The organism is Amycolatopsis sp. NPDC049688 (genome assembly GCF_040674975.1).
Taxonomy (GTDB): domain Bacteria; phylum Actinomycetota; class Actinomycetes; order Mycobacteriales; family Pseudonocardiaceae; genus Amycolatopsis.
Genome location: NZ_JBFANY010000002.1, coordinates 251666 through 271281, shown reverse-complemented (window position 1 = coordinate 271281; position 19616 = coordinate 251666). Strand labels below are relative to the sequence as shown.

The following is a 19616-nucleotide window of genomic DNA, read 5'->3' as shown; positions in this document are numbered from 1 at the left end:
ATCACGGAACTGGAGACTTGCGCCAGGCTAGGCCCCGGGCCCCTCCCGCGCGTCTCAGGGAGGGATCTCAGGGTCTTTCGGGGGGTTACCCCCATGTACGGCCCGTTCACCCCGCCCTAACGTTTCTCACGCGAAGGGAACGACGCAGAGGAAACAACACTGAGGGGACCAACGACCATGGCGCGCCCGCTTCTGGCTCTGGGAGGCATCGTCCTGATCGGCGTCGGCCTGGCGACCGCGTTCGGGTGGGGCTGGGGTTCGGACTTCGAAAACACCGACACCGTTTCGCAGACCATCCGCAGCGTGAAGCTGGAGGCCGACTCGGGGTCGGTGAAGATCCGCGCCGGCTCGGGGGCGGCGACGGTGCGCCAGGAGGTCGGCTACCACTGGCGGGGCAAGCCGGAGGGGCCCTTCTACCGCGTCGAAGGCGACCAGCTGGTGCTCGGCTCGTGCGGCACGAACTGCACGGTCGACTTCGAGGTCGTCGTGCCCGCGGGGGTGCCGGTGACGGGGACCGTCGACTCGGGCGGGCTGGACGTCGCCGGAATGTCCAGTGTGGACGTCAGCGTCGATTCGGGGCACGCGAAGGTCGAGGACGTGGCCGGGGCGGTGAAGCTGCGGATGGACAGCGGTTCGATCGACCTCGCCGACGTCGGCCCGGTCCAGCTGCAGAGCGAGTCCGGCAGCATCACCGGCAGCGGGGTGCACGGCCCGGTCGACGTGACGTCTTCCAGCGGCAGTGTCGAATTCACGCTGGTGCAGGCGAACGACGTGAAGGTGCACGCCGAGAGCGGCGGCATCGACCTGACGGTGCCGGGCGGGCCGTACCGCGTCGAGGGCGGCAGCGACAGCGGGCACCGCGACATCGGCGTGCGCAACGACGGGACCGCGCAGCACGTACTGGACCTGACGACCGAAAGCGGCAGCGTCACGGTCCGCGCGGCCTGACCTTTCTCTTACTACGGGGGCTTTTCCGATGGGCAGGATCGAACGGCGCGTGCTGGTGGCCGCGCTGCTGGGGGCGATCGCGACGTTCGGCGTCGTGGGCTTCACGCGCGGGGAGGCCGCGGAGACGCCGGCGCAGGGGGTGCCGGTCTCCGCGGATTCCCACTATCGAGTGACTTCCTGGACGGGTGAGCCGACGGAAGTCGTTGTGCAGCAAGGAAATGCCGATTTCTCCCTCACCTCCCGGACCGGCCGCCGCTCCTGATTTGTCGGTGGTCGCTGTTAGGAAGGAAGCACGCCGAAGGCCGGCGTGCAGGGGGAGGAAACAGCTCATGGACATGCGCCGGGTTGCCGCGGTCGTCTTCGCGGTCGTGGTCATGGCGGCGGTGCCGGCCGTCGCCTCCGCCTCGGTTCTGGTGTGGCACCCGTGTGCCACGCAGCAGGAGCCCACGGCGGAGTGCGCGACGGTCGCCGTGCCGATCGACCGGGCGCGGCCGGAACTGGGGTCGGCGCAGCTCGCGCTGGCGCGGCTGCCCGCGCTCGATGCGGCTCATCGGATCGGCTCGCTGCTGGTGAACCCGGGCGGGCCGGGCGGGTCCGGCGTCGGATTCGTGCAGTTCGGCGGGCTGGCCTCGCCGGAACTGGGTGCGCTGCGGCAGCGCTTCGACGTCGTCGGATTCGACCCGCGCGGCGACTGGTTCAGCACGCCACGCATCACCTGCGACGCGAAGACGCTGTACGACCCGGCGCTGGACCGGTTCCCGTCGACGCGGGCGGGGTTCGAGGCGCTGGTCGCGCACAACCGGAAGGCGGGCGCGGACTGCCTGGCCCGCACCGGGCCGCTGCTGGCGAACGCGGACACGCAGAGCGCGGCCGAGGACATCGAGACGATCCGGGCCGCGCTCGGCGAGCCTCGTGTTTCGTGGCTGGGCCTCTCCTACGGCACCGAGCTGGGCGCGGTCTTCGCGTCGAAGCACCCGGACCGGGTGCGGGCGATGGTGCTCGACGGTGCGATCGACCACGCGCGGCCGATGAACCAGGCGATCCTCGAGGAGGCCGCGGCCACCGAAGACGCGCTGGTCCGGTTCGCGGGCTGGTGCCGTGGCTCGGCGGAGTGCGCCCTGCACGGCCAGGACGTCCTCCGCTTCTATGACGACGTGGTGGCCCGGGCGGCCCGTGGCTCGATCTGGTCGAGCGACCTGGGCCGTCCCGCGACGGCCGACGAGGTCGCGGCGGGCGTGTACGGCCACCTCTACCTCCGGGACGACTGGCCGGAGCTGGGCAAGCACCTGGCCGCGGCCGGCGGCGAGTTCCCGGACGCCCGGGGGCTGACCGAGCGGAACCAGTTCACGTCCGAGATCTACGCGGCCTACCGGGGGATCGGCTGTCACGACTTCCCGTCGCCGTTCACCGGGCCGGGTGACATGGGCTTCCTGGCGGGACTGGTTCGCCGGGTGGCGCCGCACAGCTGGCGGTACTCGGAGTACTGGGACTTCGCCGGCGGCTGCACGGGCTGGCCGGTGCCGGCGAAGAACCCGCCTCAGCGGCACCCGGTGCACGGCGCCCCGCCGATCCTGGTGGTCGGGGGCGCCCACGACCCGGCGACGCCGTTGGCCTGGGCCCGTGGGCTGGCGGCGGCCATCGACGGTGCGGCGCTGCTGACCCGCACGGATGACGGCCATACGGGGCTGTTCAACTCCGCCTGCGCCCGGGCGGCCGAGGTGGCGTACCTGGTGAACCGGGTCGTCCCTGGCCACGGGGCGATCTGCCGGTGATGGGCGTCACATCGCACTGGGCCACCTGACCCGGGAACAAGAAGGCCCACCCCCTCGTTAGGCTGGGTACAGAGGTTGAGCGCAGTCGACTCAAGTCCGGCTTGACGAGGCGCGCGAAGGCCGGATAAAACTTGCCAGGGGCTCGCTCAAGGCGAGAACGAACCTGCAGGTCACGAACATAGCAGCCGTACACAGGAGGAAGCACCATGGCGCGAGCGGTCGGCATCGACCTCGGCACGACCAACTCGGTCGTCGCCGTCCTTGAGGGCGGCGAGCCGACGGTCATCGCCAACTCGGAAGGCTCCCGGACCACCCCGTCGATCGTCGCCTTCGCCAAGAACGGCGAAGTGCTGACCGGTCAGCCGGCGAAGAACCAGGCCGTCACGAACGTCGACCGGACGATCCGGTCCGTGAAGCGGCACATCGGCACCGACTGGAAGACCGAGATCGACGGGAAGAACTACACCTCCCAGGAAATCAGCGCTCGCGTGCTGATGAAGCTGAAGCGCGACGCCGAGGCGTACCTGGGCGAGACGATCACCGACGCCGTCATCACCGTCCCGGCGTACTTCGAGGACGCCCAGCGGCAGGCCACCAAGGAAGCCGGGCAGATCGCCGGCCTGAACGTGCTCCGCATCGTCAACGAGCCGACCGCCGCCGCGCTGGCGTACGGCCTGGACAAGGGCGAAAAGGAGCAGACCATCCTGGTCTTCGACCTCGGTGGTGGCACCTTCGACGTCTCGCTGCTGGAGATCGGCGAGGGCGTCGTCGAGGTCCGCGCCACCTCCGGTGACAACCACCTCGGTGGTGACGACTGGGACGAGCGCATCGTCAAGTGGCTGGTCGACAAGTTCAAGGCCACGAACGGCATCGACCTGACCAAGGACAAGATGGCGCTGCAGCGCATCCGCGAGGCGGCGGAGAAGGCGAAGATCGAGCTGTCCAGCTCGAACTCGGCCAGCATCAACCTGCCGTACATCACCGTGGACGCGGACAAGAACCCGCTGTTCCTCGACGAGACCCTCTCGCGCGCCGAGTTCCAGAAGATCACCTCGGACCTGCTCGACCGCACCAAGGCGCCGTTCAACAACGTCATCCGGGACGCGGGCATCTCCGTCGGCGACATCGACCACGTCGTGCTCGTGGGTGGTTCCACCCGCATGCCGGCCGTCGCCGAACTGGTCAAGGAGCTGACCGGCGGCCGCGAGCCGAACAAGGGCGTGAACCCGGACGAGGTCGTCGCGGTCGGCGCGGCGCTGCAGGCCGGTGTGCTGAAGGGCGAGGTCAAGGACGTCCTGCTGCTGGACGTGACCCCGCTGTCGCTCGGCATCGAGACCAAGGGTGGCGTGTTCACCAAGCTCATCGAGCGCAACACCACGATCCCGACCAAGCGCTCGGAGATCTTCTCCACCGCGGACGACAACCAGCCGTCGGTGCAGATCCAGGTGTTCCAGGGTGAGCGCGAGATCGCCGCGCACAACAAGAAGCTCGGCATGTTCGAGCTGACCGGTCTCCCGCCGGCCCCGCGTGGCGTGCCGCAGATCGAGGTCACCTTCGACATCGACGCCAACGGCATCGTGCACGTGACCGCGAAGGACCTGGGCACGAACAAGGAACAGTCGATGACGATCACCGGTGGCTCCGCGCTGCCGAAGGACGACATCGAGCGCATGGTCAAGGACGCCGAGGCCCACGCCGAGGAAGACAAGAAGCGCCGCGAGGAAGCGGAAACCCGCAACCAGGCGGAGACGCTGGTCTACCAGACCGAGAAGTTCGTCAAGGACAACGACGACAAGCTGCCCGAGGACCTCAAGGGCAAGGTCAAGTCCGCGATCGACGAGGCCAACGAGTCGCTGAAGGGCACGGACTCGACCAAGATCCGCGAGGCGATCGAGAAGCTGAACGCCGCTTCGCAGGAGCTGGGCACCGCCCTGTACGCCAACGCGAACGCCGACGCCGCGGCCGGTGCCGCGGGCGGTGCGGGTGCGGGTGCGGCCGGGGACGCCGGTGCGGCCGGCGGCCAGGCCAAGGCCGATGACGTGGTGGACGCCGAGATCGTCGAAGAGGACCCGAAGAAGTGACCCACAGCTACGACGAATCCGAGAACCAGGGCCGAGGCCCCGAGGAGCCGGTGGTCGTGCGGGACCGTCGCCGGGTGGACCCCCAGACCGGGCAGGTCCGCCCGCCCGGTCCGGCCCACGCCGCGCCGGAGCCCGACGAGGCGCCCGTGGAGCACGCGGGCCCCTCGCTGGGTGAATCCATTGTGGACGATGCGGTGACGGTCGTCTCCGATGTGGAGAAGGAGCTGGCCGAGCGCACCGCCGACCTCCAGCGCCTGCAGGCGGAGTACGCCAACTACCGCAAGCGGGTGGAACGCGACCGCGAGGCGGTCGTGATCGGCGCGAAGGCGACCGTGGTGAACGACCTGCTGCCGCTGCTCGACGACCTCGAGCGGGCCGAGCAGCACGGGGACCTCACCGGCGCGTTCAAGGCCGTCGGCGACAAGCTGATCAGCGGTCTGCAGCGCGCGGGCCTCGAGTCGTTCGGTGCCGAGGGCGAGCCCTTCGACCCGAGCGTGCACGAGGCCGTACAGCACAACACCTCGCCGGACGTGGCGGGCCCGACGGTCACCGTGGTCATGCGCCGCGGGTACCGCTTCGGGGACCGCGTACTGCGGGCGGCGCTGGTCGGCGTGACCGACCACGAGCCCGGCGCGGCCCCGCGGGACCCGTCCGTCGGTGGCGAGCTGCCACTCGGCGGCGGAGTCGATGAGCAGCAGCAGTAAGAGAAACCCAGTGGAAGGAGGAGACGCCCGATGAGTGCACGGGAATGGATCGGTAAGGACTTCTACCGTGAACTGGGCGTCTCCTCCGACGCCACCGCGGACGAAATCAAGAAGGCCTACCGGAAGCTGGCCAAGGAGAACCACCCGGACGCGAACGCCGGCAACGCGCAGGCGGAGCAGAAGTTCAAGGCGGTCTCCGAGGCCTACGGCGTGCTCTCCGACGCGAGCAAGCGCAAGGAGTACGACGAGGCGCGGCGCCTGTTCGGCGGTGCGGGCGGGTTCAACTTCCCCGGTGGCGGCGGCACCGGCAGCTTCGACATGGGCGACATCTTCGGCCAGGCCGGCGCCGGTCAGCAGGGCGGTTTCGGCGGGCTCGGCGACATCCTCGGCGGGCTGTTCGGCCGCGGCCGGACATCGGCGGGCGCGACGGCGAACCGGCCGCAGCGCGGGGCCGACGTCGAGACGGACGTCCGGATCGACTTCACCGAGGCGGTCAAGGGCGCGACCCTGCCGTTGCGGCTGTCGAGCCCGGCGACCTGTGCCACGTGCAGCGGCAACGGCGCCCGGCCGGGGACGTCGCCGCGGACGTGCCCGACGTGTTCCGGTTCGGGGCTGGTCAGCCGCAGCCAGGGCGCGTTCGCGTTCTCGGAGCCGTGCCGCGACTGCCGCGGCCGCGGCACGATCATCGACGACCCGTGCCCCGAGTGCGGCGGCGAAGGCATCAGCACGCGGACCCGCACACTGACCGTCCGGATCCCGCCGGGCGTCGACGACGACCAGCGCATCCGGCTGGCCGGCCAGGGTGAGCCGGGCCGGGGCGGGGCGCAGGCGGGCGACCTGTACGTCCGGGTGCACGTGGCGCCGCACGCGCTGTTCGGGCGCAAGGGGCTCGACCTGACGATCACCGTGCCGGTGGACTTCACGGAGCTGACGCTCGGCACCACGATCACGGTGCCGACGCTGGAAGGCAAGGTCTCGCTCAAGGTGCCGCCGGGCACGGCGAGCGGACGGGTGCTGCGCGTGCGCGGCAAGGGCATCGCCAAGCGCGACGGTTCGCAGGGTGACCTGCTCGTCACCCTCCAGGCGGCGATCCCCGCCAAACTGGACGACAAGGCGCGCGAGGCACTGCAGGCGTACGCCGAGGCGATGGCCGGGCACGACCCCCGGCCCGAGATCACCGAGCTGCTGCAAGGTAGGTGAGTGTGGTGTTCGGCGGGATTCCCCAGGACGGGGACGAGGAGACCCCGGTGTTCGTCATCTCGGTGGCAGCCCAGCTCGCCGGGATGCACGCGCAGACGTTGCGCACGTACGATCGGCAGGGCCTGGTGTCACCGGGCCGCACCCCCGGCGGCGGCCGGCGCTACTCGATGCGGGACATCGCGCTGCTGCGCGAGGTCCAGCGTCTGTCGCAGGAGGACGGCGTCAACCTGGCGGGCATCAAGCGCATCATCGAGCTGGAGAACCAGGTCGACGCGCTCCGCGCCCGGATCACCGAGCTGACCGAGGAACTGGCCGCGGCGTACGTGGCCGCGGAGCAGGCGACGGCGGCGGCACACGCGTCCTACCGCCGGGACCTGGTGCCGCTCAACCAGCAGACGGCGCTGGTGGTCTGGCGGCCCAAGCGCCGCTGACGACCCGAGCGCCGCTGACGATTCAAGCGAAGAGGGCCTCCCCGGGCGACCGGGGAGGCCCTTTCGCGCGGATGGGGGTGGACAGCTTCCGGCTCATGGCTCTCCGGGACCGGAAACTGTCGGTGCTCGCCGGTAGCGTGGAAACGGGGGCCTGCTCAGACAGGATCGCGGCCGCGGGATCACGTCTTCACGTTGAGCAGCTGCTTGACCTCGGCCGTCCGCGACTCGATCACCCGCCGCGCCAAGTCCCGGGCCTGGGCGTTGACCCCGCCGCCGGTCCCGTTCTCCGTCTGGGCCAGCTCGACCGCTCCCTGCTGCTGTCCCGTGAGGACGTCCAGGAACCGGCGGGTGAACTCGCTGTCCGGCGCCGACCGCAGCGCTCCCACCAGGTCCGGCGACGTCATCTTCATGCCGCCGTGACCCGCGTGGGCCTCCGGGGCCACCGTCTCCGGCTGCTTCCACTCGGCCAGCCACCGCCGCATGTCCGCGACCTCGGTCTGCTGCGTCACCTCGATCGCCTTCGCCAGCTCCTTCACCGCCGCCGGGACCGGGCGAGCCGAAGCCAGCTTCACGATCTCGATCCCCTGTTCGTTCTGGGGAATCAGCATCTGCAGGAACATCACGTCGGCCGCGTTGTACGAAGGGGCGGCCGTCGTCGCGCAACCGGTCAGCAGCAGCGCGACGACGGCCAGGACCACTCTCACAGGCGCTGCCAAAGCGCCGGCGTGTTCGGCGGCTCCCAGCCCGCGATCGCCGTGTGCGGCTGGAGGCAGCGGTAGCTCACGCCGTTGTACGTCACGACGTCGCCCGCCTTGTACGCCGTGCCCGCGGACCACGTTCCGCTGGACGGCGGGGTGGTCGTGGTGGGCGGCGGGGTCGTCGTGGTCGGGGGCGGGGTCGTGGTGGTGGTCGGCGGCGGGGTGGTCGGGCCGCCGCCACCGACCTGCAGGTCGATGCAGCTGTAGAACGCGTTGGCCGTGTCCGCGATGTTCCAGATGGCCAGCACCTTGATCCGGCCCGAGTAGCCGGCCAGGTTCACCGTGTGCGACAGCGTCGACGGCGGCTGCTGGTTGTTGCCGTTGAACACCGCGACGCGGGTGTTGCCCACGTAGTACTCGTAGTTCGACGTCGAGTGCCGGGCGGTGAAGACCCAGTTGAACGTCACCGTCGTGCCCACCGACTTCGCCGGCCACGGCTTCGACTCGTCGGTCAGCTCGGCGAACTGGGACAGCCCGCCGTTGCAGCTGCGCAGCCCCTTCGGGCCTTCGACGCTCTGCGGTTCGTAGACGATCTGTCCGCAGTTGGGGACCTTCCCGGCCGCGCAGTTGGCCTGCCGGCTGGGCGGGTCGGACACGTAACCGTGGGCGCTCGCCGAAGCGGCGGGGAGGACGACGACCAGCACCGGTGCGAGCAGGGCACCGGACGCGGCCGCGAAGAGCTTGCGTTTCCAGGTCATTTTCGGCTCCTCGAAGGGGAACAGCGCCGTTCCGCCAGGAAGGACGAACGAGCACATCCGGGGAAGATGTGGTCTAGACCATAAGTCGATTCGGGCACAACGGTCAACGAACTACCGCCGTTCGGCGAATTCGCTGCTCCGCCCGGCTCAGTGCGAAGGTGGGGACGGCTGCTGCAGGTGTTCGCCGAAGAACGACGTCACCCGGCGCCACGCGTCTTCGGCCGATTCGTGGTGGTAGGTGAACCCGACCACCTTGAGCAGCAGGTTCACCGGCGCCGCGGTGTCGATCTTGTTGGCGAAGCCGTGGCTCGCGTCCGGGTACTCCTTGACGTCGTGCGGGATGCCACGCTCGGTGAGCGCCGTCTCGAGCTTCGCCGCGGCGCCCCGCAGGCCGAAGTCCTTCTTGCCGAAGCTGGCGACGATCGGGCAGGCGTCGTCCAGCACCGACAGGTTCTTCGGCAGCTGCCCGTAGTACGGCGCCGACGCCTCGAAGCCGCGCGAAGCCGCGACGAGCGCGAAGCCGCCGCCCATGCAGAAGCCCGCAATGCCGACCCGGCCCGAGCAGTCCGCCCGATCGGCGAGCAGCGAACGGGCCGCCTCGATGTCGTCGAAGGAACGACCGGAACGAGCGAACATGTCCGAGAACACCCGCCGCACGCAGCGGCGCATCCCCCCGCGCGAATAGAGGTCGGGGCTGAGCGCGAGATATCCCTCGCGGGCGAAGCGGTCGGTGATGTTCTTCGTGTCCTGGCTCAGCCCGAACGCGTCGTGGATCAGCACCACGCCCGGGTGTGGTCCCGCGCCGGCGGGTTCCGCCAGGTAGCCGCCGATCGTGCCGTCCGAAACCGGAATAGTCATCTCCATATCGGCGAAGATAGCGAGAATTCGCGGGTCCGGCGCGGGACGCTGAGAGTCTCTCAGCGCATTTCGGGCACGACTCAGTCCAGGGTGAACGGGTCGTACGATATTCGTTCCAGGTCGATCCCCTTGGCCAGCAGCTTCGCGACGGTCGCCTGGATCATCGGCGGCGAACCGGAAACGAGGATGTCGTGGTTCCGCCACGAATCGCGCTGGGTCACGGCGTGGGCGAGCGTGCCGCGGTCGCCGCCGGCCAGCGCCCCTTCCTCGGTGACCGGGGTGACCGTCAGCCACTTCGACGTCGCCGCCAGCCGGCGGAGCTCGTCCAGCGCGTACAGGTCCTCCGGCCGCTTGCCGCCGAAGAACAGGTGCACCGGCGGGTTCCGCTTCCAGCGCGAAAGGTCGTCGAGGATCGCCAGCAGCGGCGTGATGCCGGTGCCGCCGCCGATCATGAGCAGCCGCCGTTTCGTCGAGGTCGGGCGCACGTTCAGCACGCCCATCGACGGCCCGAGGCGCCAGACGTCCCCCGGTCTGGTGTGGTTGACGATGCTGCCGCTGACCCAGCCGCCGGGCACCGCGCGCACGTGGAAGGTGAGCTCGCCGTCGCCGCGGGGGGCGTTCGCCGGCGAGAGGTACCGCCAGAACCGCGGCCGCTGCGGCACTTCCACGCTGACGTAGCCGCCCGCGCGGTACGGCAGCAGGCCCTCGGTGCGCACCTTCACCAGCGCGACGTCGCGGGAGAGCTTCCGGTGCTCCAGCACGGTCGCCGCCCACGCGGCCGGCCCGGTCTCCGCCTGGGCGGCCTCGCGCATGGTCTTGGCGATGAGCCCGTAGGCCGTCGTCCACGCCGACTCGACCTCGGGCGTCCACTTCTCCTTGAGAAATCGTTTCAACGCGGCGATCAGCGCGACCCCCACAGCGTCGTAGTGGCGCGAGACGACGGCGAACTTCCGGTGGTCGCGGCCCAGCTGCCCGAGGAAGGTGACCAGCTCGTCGGGCCGGTCGACCATCTGCACCACGTACACGAGCGCGCGCAGCAACCGGCTCCGCTGGGTCGTCATGGTGACCGGGAACAGATCCCGGCAATCGGGCGCGACCACGAACAACGCGCCGTAGAAGTACTGCGCCAGTTCGTCGGCTTTCGGTTCGATCTCCGCAAAGCTTTCACGAATCAACCGGGCCAGTTCACGGCCTTCCACGGCCGAAACGGGCAGCGGTTCGGGCATTGCGGAGACCTTCACGGATTCAGCACTCATCGGGAACGGTAATCTCCAGTCCTGCAAAGGCTTTGCATGCCGTGCACGCGGCGTCGCTGTGCGGTGCCGCCCCCGAGGGTTCCCGACTGTAGGCGAATTCCCGTGCAGATGCGCGTGATTACGCGCGTTCCCGCTCGAACGGAGCAATTCGGCCACGCGGGGTCAACCCCGTCTGGCATAGCGTAAAAATGATCACGTGCGCCGGATAAATCCGTTACCCGTTACTGATTCTCGAAGCGTAACGAAATTGCTCACCGGAACGACCCGGCCGGGCCGGGGTTAGTCGATCGTGAACGGGTCGTACTGGATCTGGTCCAGCGCGCTGCCCGCGACCAGCATCCGCGACACCGTCGCGCGGATCATCGCCGGCGAGCCGGACACGAGGATGTCGTGCCCGGGCCAGGCGCCGTACCGCGTGACGGCTTCGGCGAGCGTGCCCTGCTCGAACCCGGGGACGTCGCCGCCGCGCTCCACCACCGGGGTCACGTTCAGCCACGGGTTCGTGGCCGCGAGCGCGCGCAGTTCCTCGAGGTCGTAGAGGTCCTCACGCGCCGGCCCGCCGTAGAACAGGTGCGTCTTCGGGTTCTCGCCCCACAGCGCGAGGTGGTCGAGGATCGCCCGCAGCGGCGCGATCCCGGTCCCGCCGGCGACCATCAGCACGCCCCGCGACGACTCGCGGTCGACCGTCATCCGGCCCAGCGGCGGGCCGAGCCGCCAGACGTCCCCGGGCTGCGTGTGGCTGACGATGGCCCGGGACACCCAGCCGCCGTCGATGGCGCGGACGTGGAACTCGATGCCGCCGTCCTCGCGCGGCGCGTTCGCCGGCGAGAGGTACCGCCACAGCCGCGGCCGCTGCGGCACTTCGACGCTCACGTACTGGCCCGGGTGGTACGGGACCGGCTGGTCGGGCACCAGCCGCACCAGGGCGAGGTCCCAGGTCAGCCGCCGGTGCTCGACCACGGTGGCCGACCACGACGGCGGGTTCGTGTCGGACGCGGCGGCGTCCTGCATGGCCCGCGCGGCGATGGTGAACGCCTCGGCCCAGGCCCGTTCCACCTCGGGCGTCCACTCCCGGCCGAGGTGGTTCTTCAGCGACGCCAGCAGCGCCGTGCCGACGGCTTCGTAGTGCCGCGGGACCACGCCGAACTTGCGGTGGTCGCGGCCCAGCTGGCGCAGGAACGGCGCGAGGTCGTCGGGCCGGTCGACCATCTGCACGATGTGCACCAGCGCGCGGACCAGCCTGCCGCGCTGGATCTCCATGTTGATCGGGAAGAAGTCGCGCGTGGTCGGGGCGAGGGTGAACAGCATCCCGTAGAAGAACTGCGAGATGTCGGCGATGTACGGCTCCGACTTGGCCCAGCTGTCCCGGATGAGCCGGACCATCGCCGTGACGGCCGCGGGGGCCTCGCGCGGGGCCGAAGACCGGGGGAACGGGCTGACGGAATCGGCTGTCATGGGAGGTTGTTCACGGGTCGGGGACCGCCTCCTGGGTCCTTCGCCACTGCTGCCACCTCGTCACTCCATGTCACCGGAATGCGCCGCGCGCACCGCCCGTCCGCAGGGTAGCGGCCGGGCGGCCTTTTGCCCGCATTGTTGCTCCGACCGGGTGTACCAGCCCCGGCCGGGCGTGGGCGACCTCACCGGAGAGATGGTTGTCCCGAGCAAGCGTCCGGCAATAAACTTGTATGGCACAACTAAGGGAGGTTCCGATGGGCTTCGACGACACCGACGACGACGTCCGGGTCGAGCTCATGCGCGAGCTGAAGACCGCTTCCCAGCTCCAGCACGCCTGGATCATGCAGGCCTGGCAGAGCGAGCCCGGGCTGCACCCGGCGGCCGCGATGCTGCTGTCCGACCTGGCGAAGAACGGCGAGGCCCGGCCCTCCGAGCTGGCGAAACGCCGGTTCGTCGACCTCTCGGTCGTGAGCAGGCAGATCACCCAGCTCTCCGCCGCCGGGCTGGTCGACCGCCGTCCCGCGCCCGAGGACGGCCGCGCGTCGCTGGTGAGCGTGTCCGAGAAGGGCCGGGCCGAGCTCGCCCGCTGGCGCGTCAACTACCTGGAGTTCATGGAGAAGGCGCTCGGCGGCTGGGACGACGAGCGCGTCACCGACCTCACCGCCCGGCTCGCGGAGATGAACGCCGATCTCCGGCGCGCGCTCGGCAGCGCCGCCTGCCTGGCTGACACGAACAAGTGACAAGGGCAGGAAGACGCACACTCGAAGTGGCTTTTTCCTCCCCTGAAACTGTCCGTTCGGTCCTGACTTAGGACCATTGCCCAGGGTTAACGTCGGCAGGTGACGCGTGACCGGGTCGCACTGCTGTGCGCGCTGGGGATCGACAACTTCGGCTCGGGTCTGTTCCTCCCGTTGGCGCTGGTCTACGTGACGCAGGTGGTCGGGGTGCCGCTGGCGGTGGCCGGCACCGCCGTCACCCTCGGTGCCGTCGGAGGGCTCGTCGTCCCGCCGCTCGCCGGACGGCTCGTGGACCGCGTCGGGCCCCGCGCCGTGGTGGTCGGCGCCCAGCTGCTGCAGGCCGCGGGCGCGGGGGCGTACCTGCTCGCCGACGGCCCGGGCCCGGTGATGGCGGCCGCCGTCCTGCTGTCCGCCGGGCAGCAGCTGTTCTACAGCTCCCTGTTCGTGCTCATCGCCGACGTCGCGGGCGACGTCCCGAAGGATCGGCCGTTCGCCGTGGTGGGGATGGTGCGGGCCGGCTGTTTCGGCCTCGGCGGTCTGGCGGCGGGCCTGCTGCTGACCTGGCTCGGGGACGCCGGCTACCGCATCGCGCTCGCCGTGGACGCGCTGACGTTCTTCGCGGCCGCGTTGATCCTCGTGTTCTTCGTCCGGCTCGCGCGGCCGCGCCGGCAGGAGCGCGAACGCTCGGCCCGGGTGCTGCGCGACCGGCCGTACCTCGCGTTGATCCTGTTCAGCGGGCTGTTCGGGCTGTCGCTGGACTTCTTCCTGATCGGCACGCCGGTGTTCGTGCTCGACCGGCTGCACGGCCCGGCCTGGTTGCCGGGCGCGATCCTCGCCCTGCTCACCGTGGTGACCAGCGTCGGCGGCACGTTCGCGCTGAAGCTCACTGCCGGGCTGACGCGGATCGCGGCGATGCGGGCCGGTTCGGCGCTGTTCTCCGTGTGGTGCGTGGTCAGCCTGGGCGTGCTGCTGGTGCCCGACGGCTGGCAGGTGCCCTACCTGCTGGGGTCGACGCTGGTGTTCGCGGCCGGCGACCTGGTCTTCGGGCCCCGGTCGGGGGCGCTCGCCGAAGCCGCGGCACCACCGGTGGCCCGCGGACGTTATCTCGCTGCGTACCAGTACGCGTTCACCGTGGCGCAGGTGCTGGCACCCGCGGTCGTTTCGTTGTTTTCGGTCGCCGACTGGTTACCCTGGGTGCTGGTCGGGGCGTGCGCGGGCCTGGCCGTGGCCGGGCTCGGCATGCTTGGCTCGCGCTTGCCGGCGAGCGCCGTCGCCCCCGGACGAAGTTGAGCGGAACAGACTCAAGTTTTCCTGCGTTAGAGATAGTGTCAGGTCACGGTCAGGCCTGTCACCAGGACTTTTGAAGTACCGAGCATGAGGTGAGGGATGGACGCTTTCAACCCGACCACGAAGACCCAGCAGGCGATCTCGTCCGCGGCGCAGGCGGCCACCATGGCCGGCAACCCGCACGTGTCGGCCGCCCATCTGCTGGGCGCCCTGCTGGCGCAGGGTGAGGGGCTGACCGCACCGCTGCTGACCGCGGTCGGGGCCGACCCGGAGGTGGTGCACAAGGAGCTCGAGCCGCTCATCGCGGCGCTGCCGTCGGCGACCGGGGCGACCGTGTCGAGCCCGCAGTTCGACACCCCCGCCGTGAAGTCGCTGACGCGCGCCCAGAAGCTGGCCACCGAGCTGGGCGACGAGTACGTCTCGACCGAGCACCTGCTCGTCGGGCTCGCGACCGAGGGCGGCCAGGTCGCCGACCTGCTCAAGCGCCACGGCGCGACCCCGGACGCGCTGCAGGAGGCGTTCGCCAAGGTCCGCGGCTCGGCCCGGATCACCAGCGCGGACCCCGAGAGCACGTTCAAGGCGCTCGAGAAGTACGGCGTCGACCTCACCGAGTGCGCCCGCGCCGGCGAGCTCGACCCGGTCATCGGCCGCGACACCGAGATCCGCCGCGTCGTGCAGGTGCTGTCGCGGCGCACGAAGAACAACCCGGTCCTGATCGGCGAGCCGGGCGTCGGCAAGACGGCCATCGTCGAAGGGCTGGCCCAGCGCATCGTCGCCGGGGACGTGCCCGAGTCGCTGCGCGGCAAGCGCGTCGTCGCCCTCGACCTCGGGTCGATGGTGGCCGGCGCGAAGTACCGCGGCGAGTTCGAGGAGCGGCTGAAGGCCGTGCTCAAGGAGATCACCGACTCCGCGGGCGAGGTCATCACCTTCATCGACGAGCTGCACACGATCGTCGGCGCCGGCGCGACCGGCGAGGGCGGCGCGATGGACGCGGGCAACATGATCAAGCCGATGCTCGCCCGCGGTGAGCTGCGGATGGTCGGCGCGACCACGCTCGACGAGTACCGCCAGCACATCGAGAAGGACGCCGCCCTGGAGCGGCGCTTCCAGCAGGTGCTGGTCGGCGAGCCGTCGCCGGAGGACACGATCGCGATCCTGCGCGGCCTGAAGGAGCGCTACGAGGTGCACCACGGTGTCCGGATCACGGACGCCGCCCTGGTCGCCGCCGCGACCCTGTCCGACCGCTACATCACCGCGCGCTTCCTGCCGGACAAGGCCATCGACCTGGTCGACGAGGCCGCGTCCAAGCTGCGCATGGAGATCGACTCGCGGCCGGTGGAGATCGACGAGGTCGAGCGGGCCGTGCGCCGCATGGAGATCGAGGAGATGGCGCTGTCGAAGGAGGAGGACTCCGCCTCCAAGGAGCGCCTCGCCGCCCTGCGCGCCGAACTGGCCGAGAAGCGCGAGACGCTGACGGCGCTGACCGCGCGCTGGCAGAACGAGAAGGGCTCCATCGAGCGCGTCCGCGAGCTCAAGGAGCAGCTCGAGCAGCTGCGCGGCGAGTCCGAGCGCGCCGAGCGCGACGGCGACCTCGGCAAGGCCGCCGAGCTGCGCTACGGCCGGATCCCGGCGCTGGAGAAGGAGTTCGAAGCGGCCACCGCGGCGAGCGAGGCCAGCCAGCAGAACGTCATGCTCAAGGAGGAGGTCGGCGCGGACGACGTCGCGGACGTGGTCAGCGCGTGGACCGGCATCCCGGCGGGCCGGCTGCTGGAGGGTGAGACCGGCAAGCTGCTCCGGATGGAGGACGAGCTCGGCCGGCGCGTCATCGGGCAGGCCGAGGCCGTGCAGGTCGTCTCGGACGCGGTGCGCCGTGCCCGGGCCGGCGTCGCCGACCCCGACCGGCCGACCGGTTCGTTCCTGTTCCTCGGCCCCACCGGCGTCGGCAAGACCGAGCTGGCCAAGGCGCTGGCCGAGTTCCTGTTCGACGACGAGCGCGCGATGCAGCGCATCGACATGAGCGAGTACGCCGAGAAGCACTCGGTGGCCCGCCTGGTCGGGGCCCCGCCCGGGTACGTCGGCTACGACCAGGGCGGCCAGCTGACCGAGGCCGTCCGGCGCCGCCCGTACTCGGTGGTGCTGCTCGACGAGGTCGAGAAGGCCCACCCGGACGTCTTCGACGTGCTCCTGCAGGTCCTCGACGACGGGCGGCTGACCGACGGCCAGGGCCGGACGGTGGACTTCCGCAACACCATCCTGATCCTGACCTCGAACCTCGGCTCGCAGGCCATCGCCGACCCGGGGCTCGACGAGCGCCAGCGGCGGGACGCGGTCCTGGACGTGGTGCAGCGGCAGTTCAAGCCGGAGTTCCTCAACCGGCTCGACGACATCGTCGTGTTCCACTCGCTCGGCACCGAGCAGCTGACGTCCATTGTGGACATCCAGGTCGCCCGGCTCGCCAAGCGGCTGGCCCAGCGGCGGCTGCACCTGGACGTCACCGACGGCGCCCGCGAGTGGCTCGCCCTCAACGGCTTCGACCCGATCTACGGCGCCCGCCCGCTGCGGCGGCTGGTCCAGTCGGCGATCGGCGACAAGCTGGCGAAGGAACTGCTGTCGGGCGAGATCCGGGACGGCGACACCGTGCGCGTCGACAGCCCGGAGCTCGAAGCCGGTGACTCGCTGACCGTCACCCGCGTCTGACCCCTCGTGAGTGGTAAGGCGAGTTCCAACTCGCCTTACCACTCACGAGACCGTCCACAGTGGCGATTTGTCGACCCGGCCGGTGCGGAAAATGCTCCGAATGGGCCCGGCGACACGGGGACCGGCGATCATCCCTCCGGCGTAACAGGCGATACCCTGGCCGTCGTGGGTATTCCGGCGTGGATCTGGTTCGTCATCGCGGCCGTCGCCCTGGTGGCGGGGCTGGGGCTGCTCGCGGCCGACCGGGCGAAGGAGGGCTCGCGCAACCGCGAGCGGATGCGCTGGGCACAGTTGCGCGGCTGGCAGTTCGTCGAGGAGGACGAGCGGCTGCCGCAGCAGTGGTCGAACGGCGCCATCGGCTACTTCGGCGCGGACGCCGCCGTCAATGTCGTCGCGGGTTCGACCTTCACCTCCGACGGCCGCCGCCCGGTGTTCATCTTCGACATCGAGACCGAGGGGCAGATCCCCGCGGTCGTCGTCGCGGTGCGCTGCAACAAGAAGCACCGGATCCCGATCGAGATGTGGCTGTCCAGCGTCCCGTTCCAGCGCGCGGACATGCCCGAGATGCTCGGCCCGATCGGCGCGCGCTACGCCTTCGCGGACGACGCCGACGGCGCCCGCGTCGTGATCACCCAGGAGCTCGTCGACGCCGCGGACCAGCTCGGTGGCGACGTCGGCGTGGCCTGGCTGGAGAACGAGTGGGTGCTCGCCAGCGTCGTCCCGACCGCCGGGCCGTCGCGGCTGGAGCGCCTGCTGCGCGACCTGGGCGAAATCGCGGACATCGTCGACCCGTTCGACGAGGACTACGACGCCGGCCGCCACCAGGCGAGCGCCCCGGTCCCGTCCGAGGCCACCGCGCCCGCCGCGCCGGGCACCCCGGCAGCCGGGACGCCGGTGCCGCAGCCGCCCGCGGACCCGCCGAAGAGCGAAAGCTAGAAGCCGAGCGCCGGCTGGTCGAGCACGCCGATCGACGCCGACCGGCCGAGCGTGCCGCGGACCGACGTCGTGCCGCCTTCGGCGTGGACCACGTGGTCGATGCCGAGGTCGCCGCGGATCGAGCCCGCCGGGCCGGCCGGGCCGAAGGACTGGCTCGTCTTCACCAGGCCCCAGGCCGGGCCCAGCTGCCCACCTGCTTCGTGGGTTTGGTCCACGTCCAGCACGCCGGTGATCTGCCCGGTCGCGTGCTGCTCGGACGTCATCCCGACCGCGCCGAGGCGGCCGAGGTCGGCGGCCTGGCCGGACGACCGGCGGGCCGACAGCGCTCCTTGGAGGTCACCGGCGAAGGTGCCGTGCATGCCGGTGTCGAGCTGTTCGGCGTTCTGGCTCAGCACGTCGACGCCGTCGGCCAGCCAGACGCCGTGGGCCGCGCCCTCGCCGAGGCCGATCCGGCGCGCGGCGGAGCCGCCGAGGGGCGAGAGCGACAGATCCCGCGCCTCGGCTTGGCCGAGCCGCTGGTTGTTGCCGGTGCCCGCGCGGACCTGGCCGAGCCGCAGGGTGTGCCGTCCGGTGCGGGTGAGGGCCTCGTACTCCTGCGACGGCGCCGACGTCTCCGTCTGCTGCTCCTCGCGGGTGGCGGTCGTGGACTCCGTGAGGTCGTTGGCGACCACTGCGCCGGCGATCTCCTTCGCGAGGAAGTCGTGGCGGGTGGTGGTCACGGTCTCGCGCGTCACCGACGAACCGTCGTCGCCGGTGGCCGAGACGTCCCGTTCGAACGTGTTGTCGCCGCGGTGGTCGAGCGGCAGGGTCAGCTCGGCCGCGGTGGGGGCCGGGATCGCCAGCGCCGTCGCGGGAGCCGCGAAGAGCAGCGCGACGGGTGCCGCGCCGGCGGCGACCTTGGGCAGGTAGCCGCTCTTGCGCCTGGTGTGCTTACCCATGCGGCGGACCATACTTCCCGGCCCGATCGAACGCACGTCCGCCCGTGACCAGCGAGTATGTTCACCCACATGACCACCACCGCTCTCATAACCGGGGCCACGGCGGGCATCGGCGCGCAGTTCGCGCGCACGCTCGCCGCCGAAAAGTACGACCTCGTGCTCGTCGCCCGTGACGTCGAGCGGCTGGAGTCCTACGCCGCTGAACTGCGCGAACGCCACGGCGTCGCGGTCGAGGTGCTCCCCGCCGATCTGTCCGAAGCGGACGGACGGGCGGCGGTCGAGGAGCGGCTCGCGGCGGCCCCGGTCGACCTCCTGGTGAACAACGCCGGGTTCGGGCTGAACGGCGACTTCTGGACCATCCCGCCGGACGCGCTGCAGCGCCAGCTCGACGTCAACGTCACGGCCGTCCTGCGGCTCACCCGGGCCGTGCTGCCGGGCATGATCGAGCGCGGTCACGGCGAAATCATCCAGGTCAGCAGCGTGGCGGGGTTCTTCAGCGGCCGCGGCTCGACGTACACGGCGAGCAAGAACTGGGTCACTTCCTTCACCGAAGGCATCGCCGCTTCGCTGCCGAAGGGCGTCCGGATGATGGCGCTCTGTCCCGGTTTCACGGCGACCGAGTTCCACGAGCGGGCCGGCATCGGCAAACCCGGCCCGAAAATCGCCTGGCTGGGTGTCGAACAGGTGGTCGGCGAGGCCCTCGCGGACCTGCGCCGCGGCAAGGTGATCTCCGTGCCGAGCCTGCAGTACAAGGCCGTCGTCGCGATCGGCGGCCTGTTGCCACGCGCGGTGCTGCGCCGGATCAGCGGCGGTTTCGGCGGCAAGGGCCGCACCTGAGTAGGGCTGTCCCCACCACGAAG

General features: G+C 70.7%; 18 protein-coding genes. 12 read left to right on the top strand and 6 right to left on the bottom strand.

The annotated features are described in order from the left end of the window. Positions 1 to 177 precede the first annotated feature (177 nt). The 7 genes from AB0J55_RS07220 (at position 178) to AB0J55_RS07190 (ending at position 7136) form a co-directional block, all read left to right on the top strand. Entirely contained in the window at positions 178 to 948 is a 771-nt protein-coding gene (locus AB0J55_RS07220) for a DUF4097 family beta strand repeat-containing protein (protein ID WP_364244086.1), read from the top strand. A 28-nt stretch (positions 949 to 976) separates the two neighbouring features. Continuing rightward, positions 977 to 1210 carry a hypothetical protein gene (locus AB0J55_RS07215; protein ID WP_364244084.1) on the top strand — a complete coding sequence of 78 codons (234 nt, stop codon included), beginning with the start codon at positions 977 to 979 and terminating at the stop codon, positions 1208 to 1210. A 67-nt stretch (positions 1211 to 1277) separates the two neighbouring features. Beyond that, positions 1278 to 2720, top strand: a complete 1443-nt coding sequence (locus tag AB0J55_RS07210) for an alpha/beta hydrolase (protein ID WP_364244081.1) — start codon at positions 1278 to 1280, stop codon at positions 2718 to 2720. 206 nt (positions 2721 to 2926) lie between these two features. Next, positions 2927 to 4801 (top strand): molecular chaperone DnaK, encoded by a 1875-nt coding sequence (gene dnaK, locus AB0J55_RS07205; protein ID WP_364244078.1) that lies wholly within the window; start codon positions 2927 to 2929, stop codon positions 4799 to 4801. After that, positions 4798 to 5505, top strand: a complete 708-nt coding sequence (gene grpE, locus AB0J55_RS07200; protein WP_364244075.1) for a nucleotide exchange factor GrpE — start codon at positions 4798 to 4800, stop codon at positions 5503 to 5505. The genes dnaK and grpE overlap by 4 nt, the downstream gene beginning before the upstream one ends. A 30-nt stretch (positions 5506 to 5535) precedes the next feature. Beyond that, positions 5536 to 6705: a molecular chaperone DnaJ gene (gene dnaJ / locus AB0J55_RS07195; protein ID WP_364244072.1), complete on the top strand. Its 1170-nt coding sequence runs from the start codon at positions 5536 to 5538 to the stop codon at positions 6703 to 6705. Between the two features lie 5 nt (positions 6706 to 6710). Then, positions 6711 to 7136, top strand: coding sequence for a helix-turn-helix transcriptional regulator (locus tag AB0J55_RS07190; protein ID WP_364245931.1), 426 nt, complete (start codon positions 6711 to 6713; stop codon positions 7134 to 7136). Positions 7137 to 7315: 179 nt separating this feature from the next. Here AB0J55_RS07190 and AB0J55_RS07185 read toward each other — a convergent pair whose 3' ends face one another. The 5 genes from AB0J55_RS07185 to AB0J55_RS07165 all read right to left on the bottom strand — a co-directional run bounded on the left by AB0J55_RS07185 (position 7316) and on the right by AB0J55_RS07165 (position 12161). After that, the gene (locus tag AB0J55_RS07185; RefSeq protein WP_364244070.1) at positions 7316 to 7840 is read right to left on the bottom strand and encodes a DUF305 domain-containing protein; all 525 of its coding nucleotides are present in this window, start codon (positions 7838 to 7840) and stop codon (positions 7316 to 7318) included. Beyond that, on the bottom strand, positions 7837 to 8592 hold the full coding sequence (locus AB0J55_RS07180; RefSeq protein ID WP_364244068.1) for a lytic polysaccharide monooxygenase: 756 nt from the start codon (positions 8590 to 8592) through the stop codon (positions 7837 to 7839). The genes AB0J55_RS07185 and AB0J55_RS07180 overlap by 4 nt, the downstream gene beginning before the upstream one ends. A gap of 147 nt (positions 8593 to 8739) precedes the next feature. Further along, positions 8740 to 9456, bottom strand: coding sequence for a dienelactone hydrolase family protein (locus tag AB0J55_RS07175; RefSeq protein ID WP_364244065.1), 717 nt, complete (start codon positions 9454 to 9456; stop codon positions 8740 to 8742). A 74-nt stretch (positions 9457 to 9530) separates the two neighbouring features. Next, positions 9531 to 10676 carry a globin domain-containing protein gene (locus AB0J55_RS07170; protein WP_364244062.1) on the bottom strand — a complete coding sequence of 382 codons (1146 nt, stop codon included), beginning with the start codon at positions 10674 to 10676 and terminating at the stop codon, positions 9531 to 9533. A gap of 309 nt (positions 10677 to 10985) precedes the next feature. Beyond that, positions 10986 to 12161 carry a globin domain-containing protein gene (locus tag AB0J55_RS07165; RefSeq protein ID WP_364244059.1) on the bottom strand — a complete coding sequence of 392 codons (1176 nt, stop codon included), beginning with the start codon at positions 12159 to 12161 and terminating at the stop codon, positions 10986 to 10988. Positions 12162 to 12415: 254 nt separating this feature from the next. Between AB0J55_RS07165 and AB0J55_RS07160 the strand changes: the two genes are divergently transcribed. The 4 genes from AB0J55_RS07160 to AB0J55_RS07145 all read left to right on the top strand — a co-directional run bounded on the left by AB0J55_RS07160 (position 12416) and on the right by AB0J55_RS07145 (position 17818). Beyond that, positions 12416 to 12901: a MarR family winged helix-turn-helix transcriptional regulator gene (locus AB0J55_RS07160; RefSeq protein WP_364244056.1), complete on the top strand. Its 486-nt coding sequence runs from the start codon at positions 12416 to 12418 to the stop codon at positions 12899 to 12901. A 99-nt stretch (positions 12902 to 13000) separates the two neighbouring features. Further along, a complete protein-coding gene (locus AB0J55_RS07155) occupies positions 13001 to 14188 on the top strand; it encodes an MFS transporter (protein ID WP_364244053.1) in 1188 nt (395 codons plus the stop codon). A gap of 96 nt (positions 14189 to 14284) precedes the next feature. Continuing rightward, positions 14285 to 16882 carry an ATP-dependent chaperone ClpB gene (clpB, locus tag AB0J55_RS07150; protein WP_364244050.1) on the top strand — a complete coding sequence of 866 codons (2598 nt, stop codon included), beginning with the start codon at positions 14285 to 14287 and terminating at the stop codon, positions 16880 to 16882. Positions 16883 to 17047: 165 nt separating this feature from the next. Beyond that, complete coding sequence (locus AB0J55_RS07145; RefSeq protein ID WP_364244047.1) at positions 17048 to 17818, top strand: hypothetical protein; 771 nt, start codon at positions 17048 to 17050, stop codon at positions 17816 to 17818. On the opposite strand, the gene AB0J55_RS07140 is transcribed toward AB0J55_RS07145, so the two are convergent. After that, the gene (locus AB0J55_RS07140) at positions 17815 to 18756 is read right to left on the bottom strand and encodes a hypothetical protein (RefSeq protein WP_364244044.1); all 942 of its coding nucleotides are present in this window, start codon (positions 18754 to 18756) and stop codon (positions 17815 to 17817) included. The genes AB0J55_RS07145 and AB0J55_RS07140 overlap by 4 nt on opposite strands. 69 nt (positions 18757 to 18825) lie before the next feature. On the opposite strand from AB0J55_RS07140, the gene AB0J55_RS07135 reads away from it, so the two are divergent. Then, positions 18826 to 19593, top strand: a complete 768-nt coding sequence (locus AB0J55_RS07135; RefSeq protein WP_364244041.1) for an SDR family oxidoreductase — start codon at positions 18826 to 18828, stop codon at positions 19591 to 19593. Positions 19594 to 19616 lie beyond the last annotated feature (23 nt).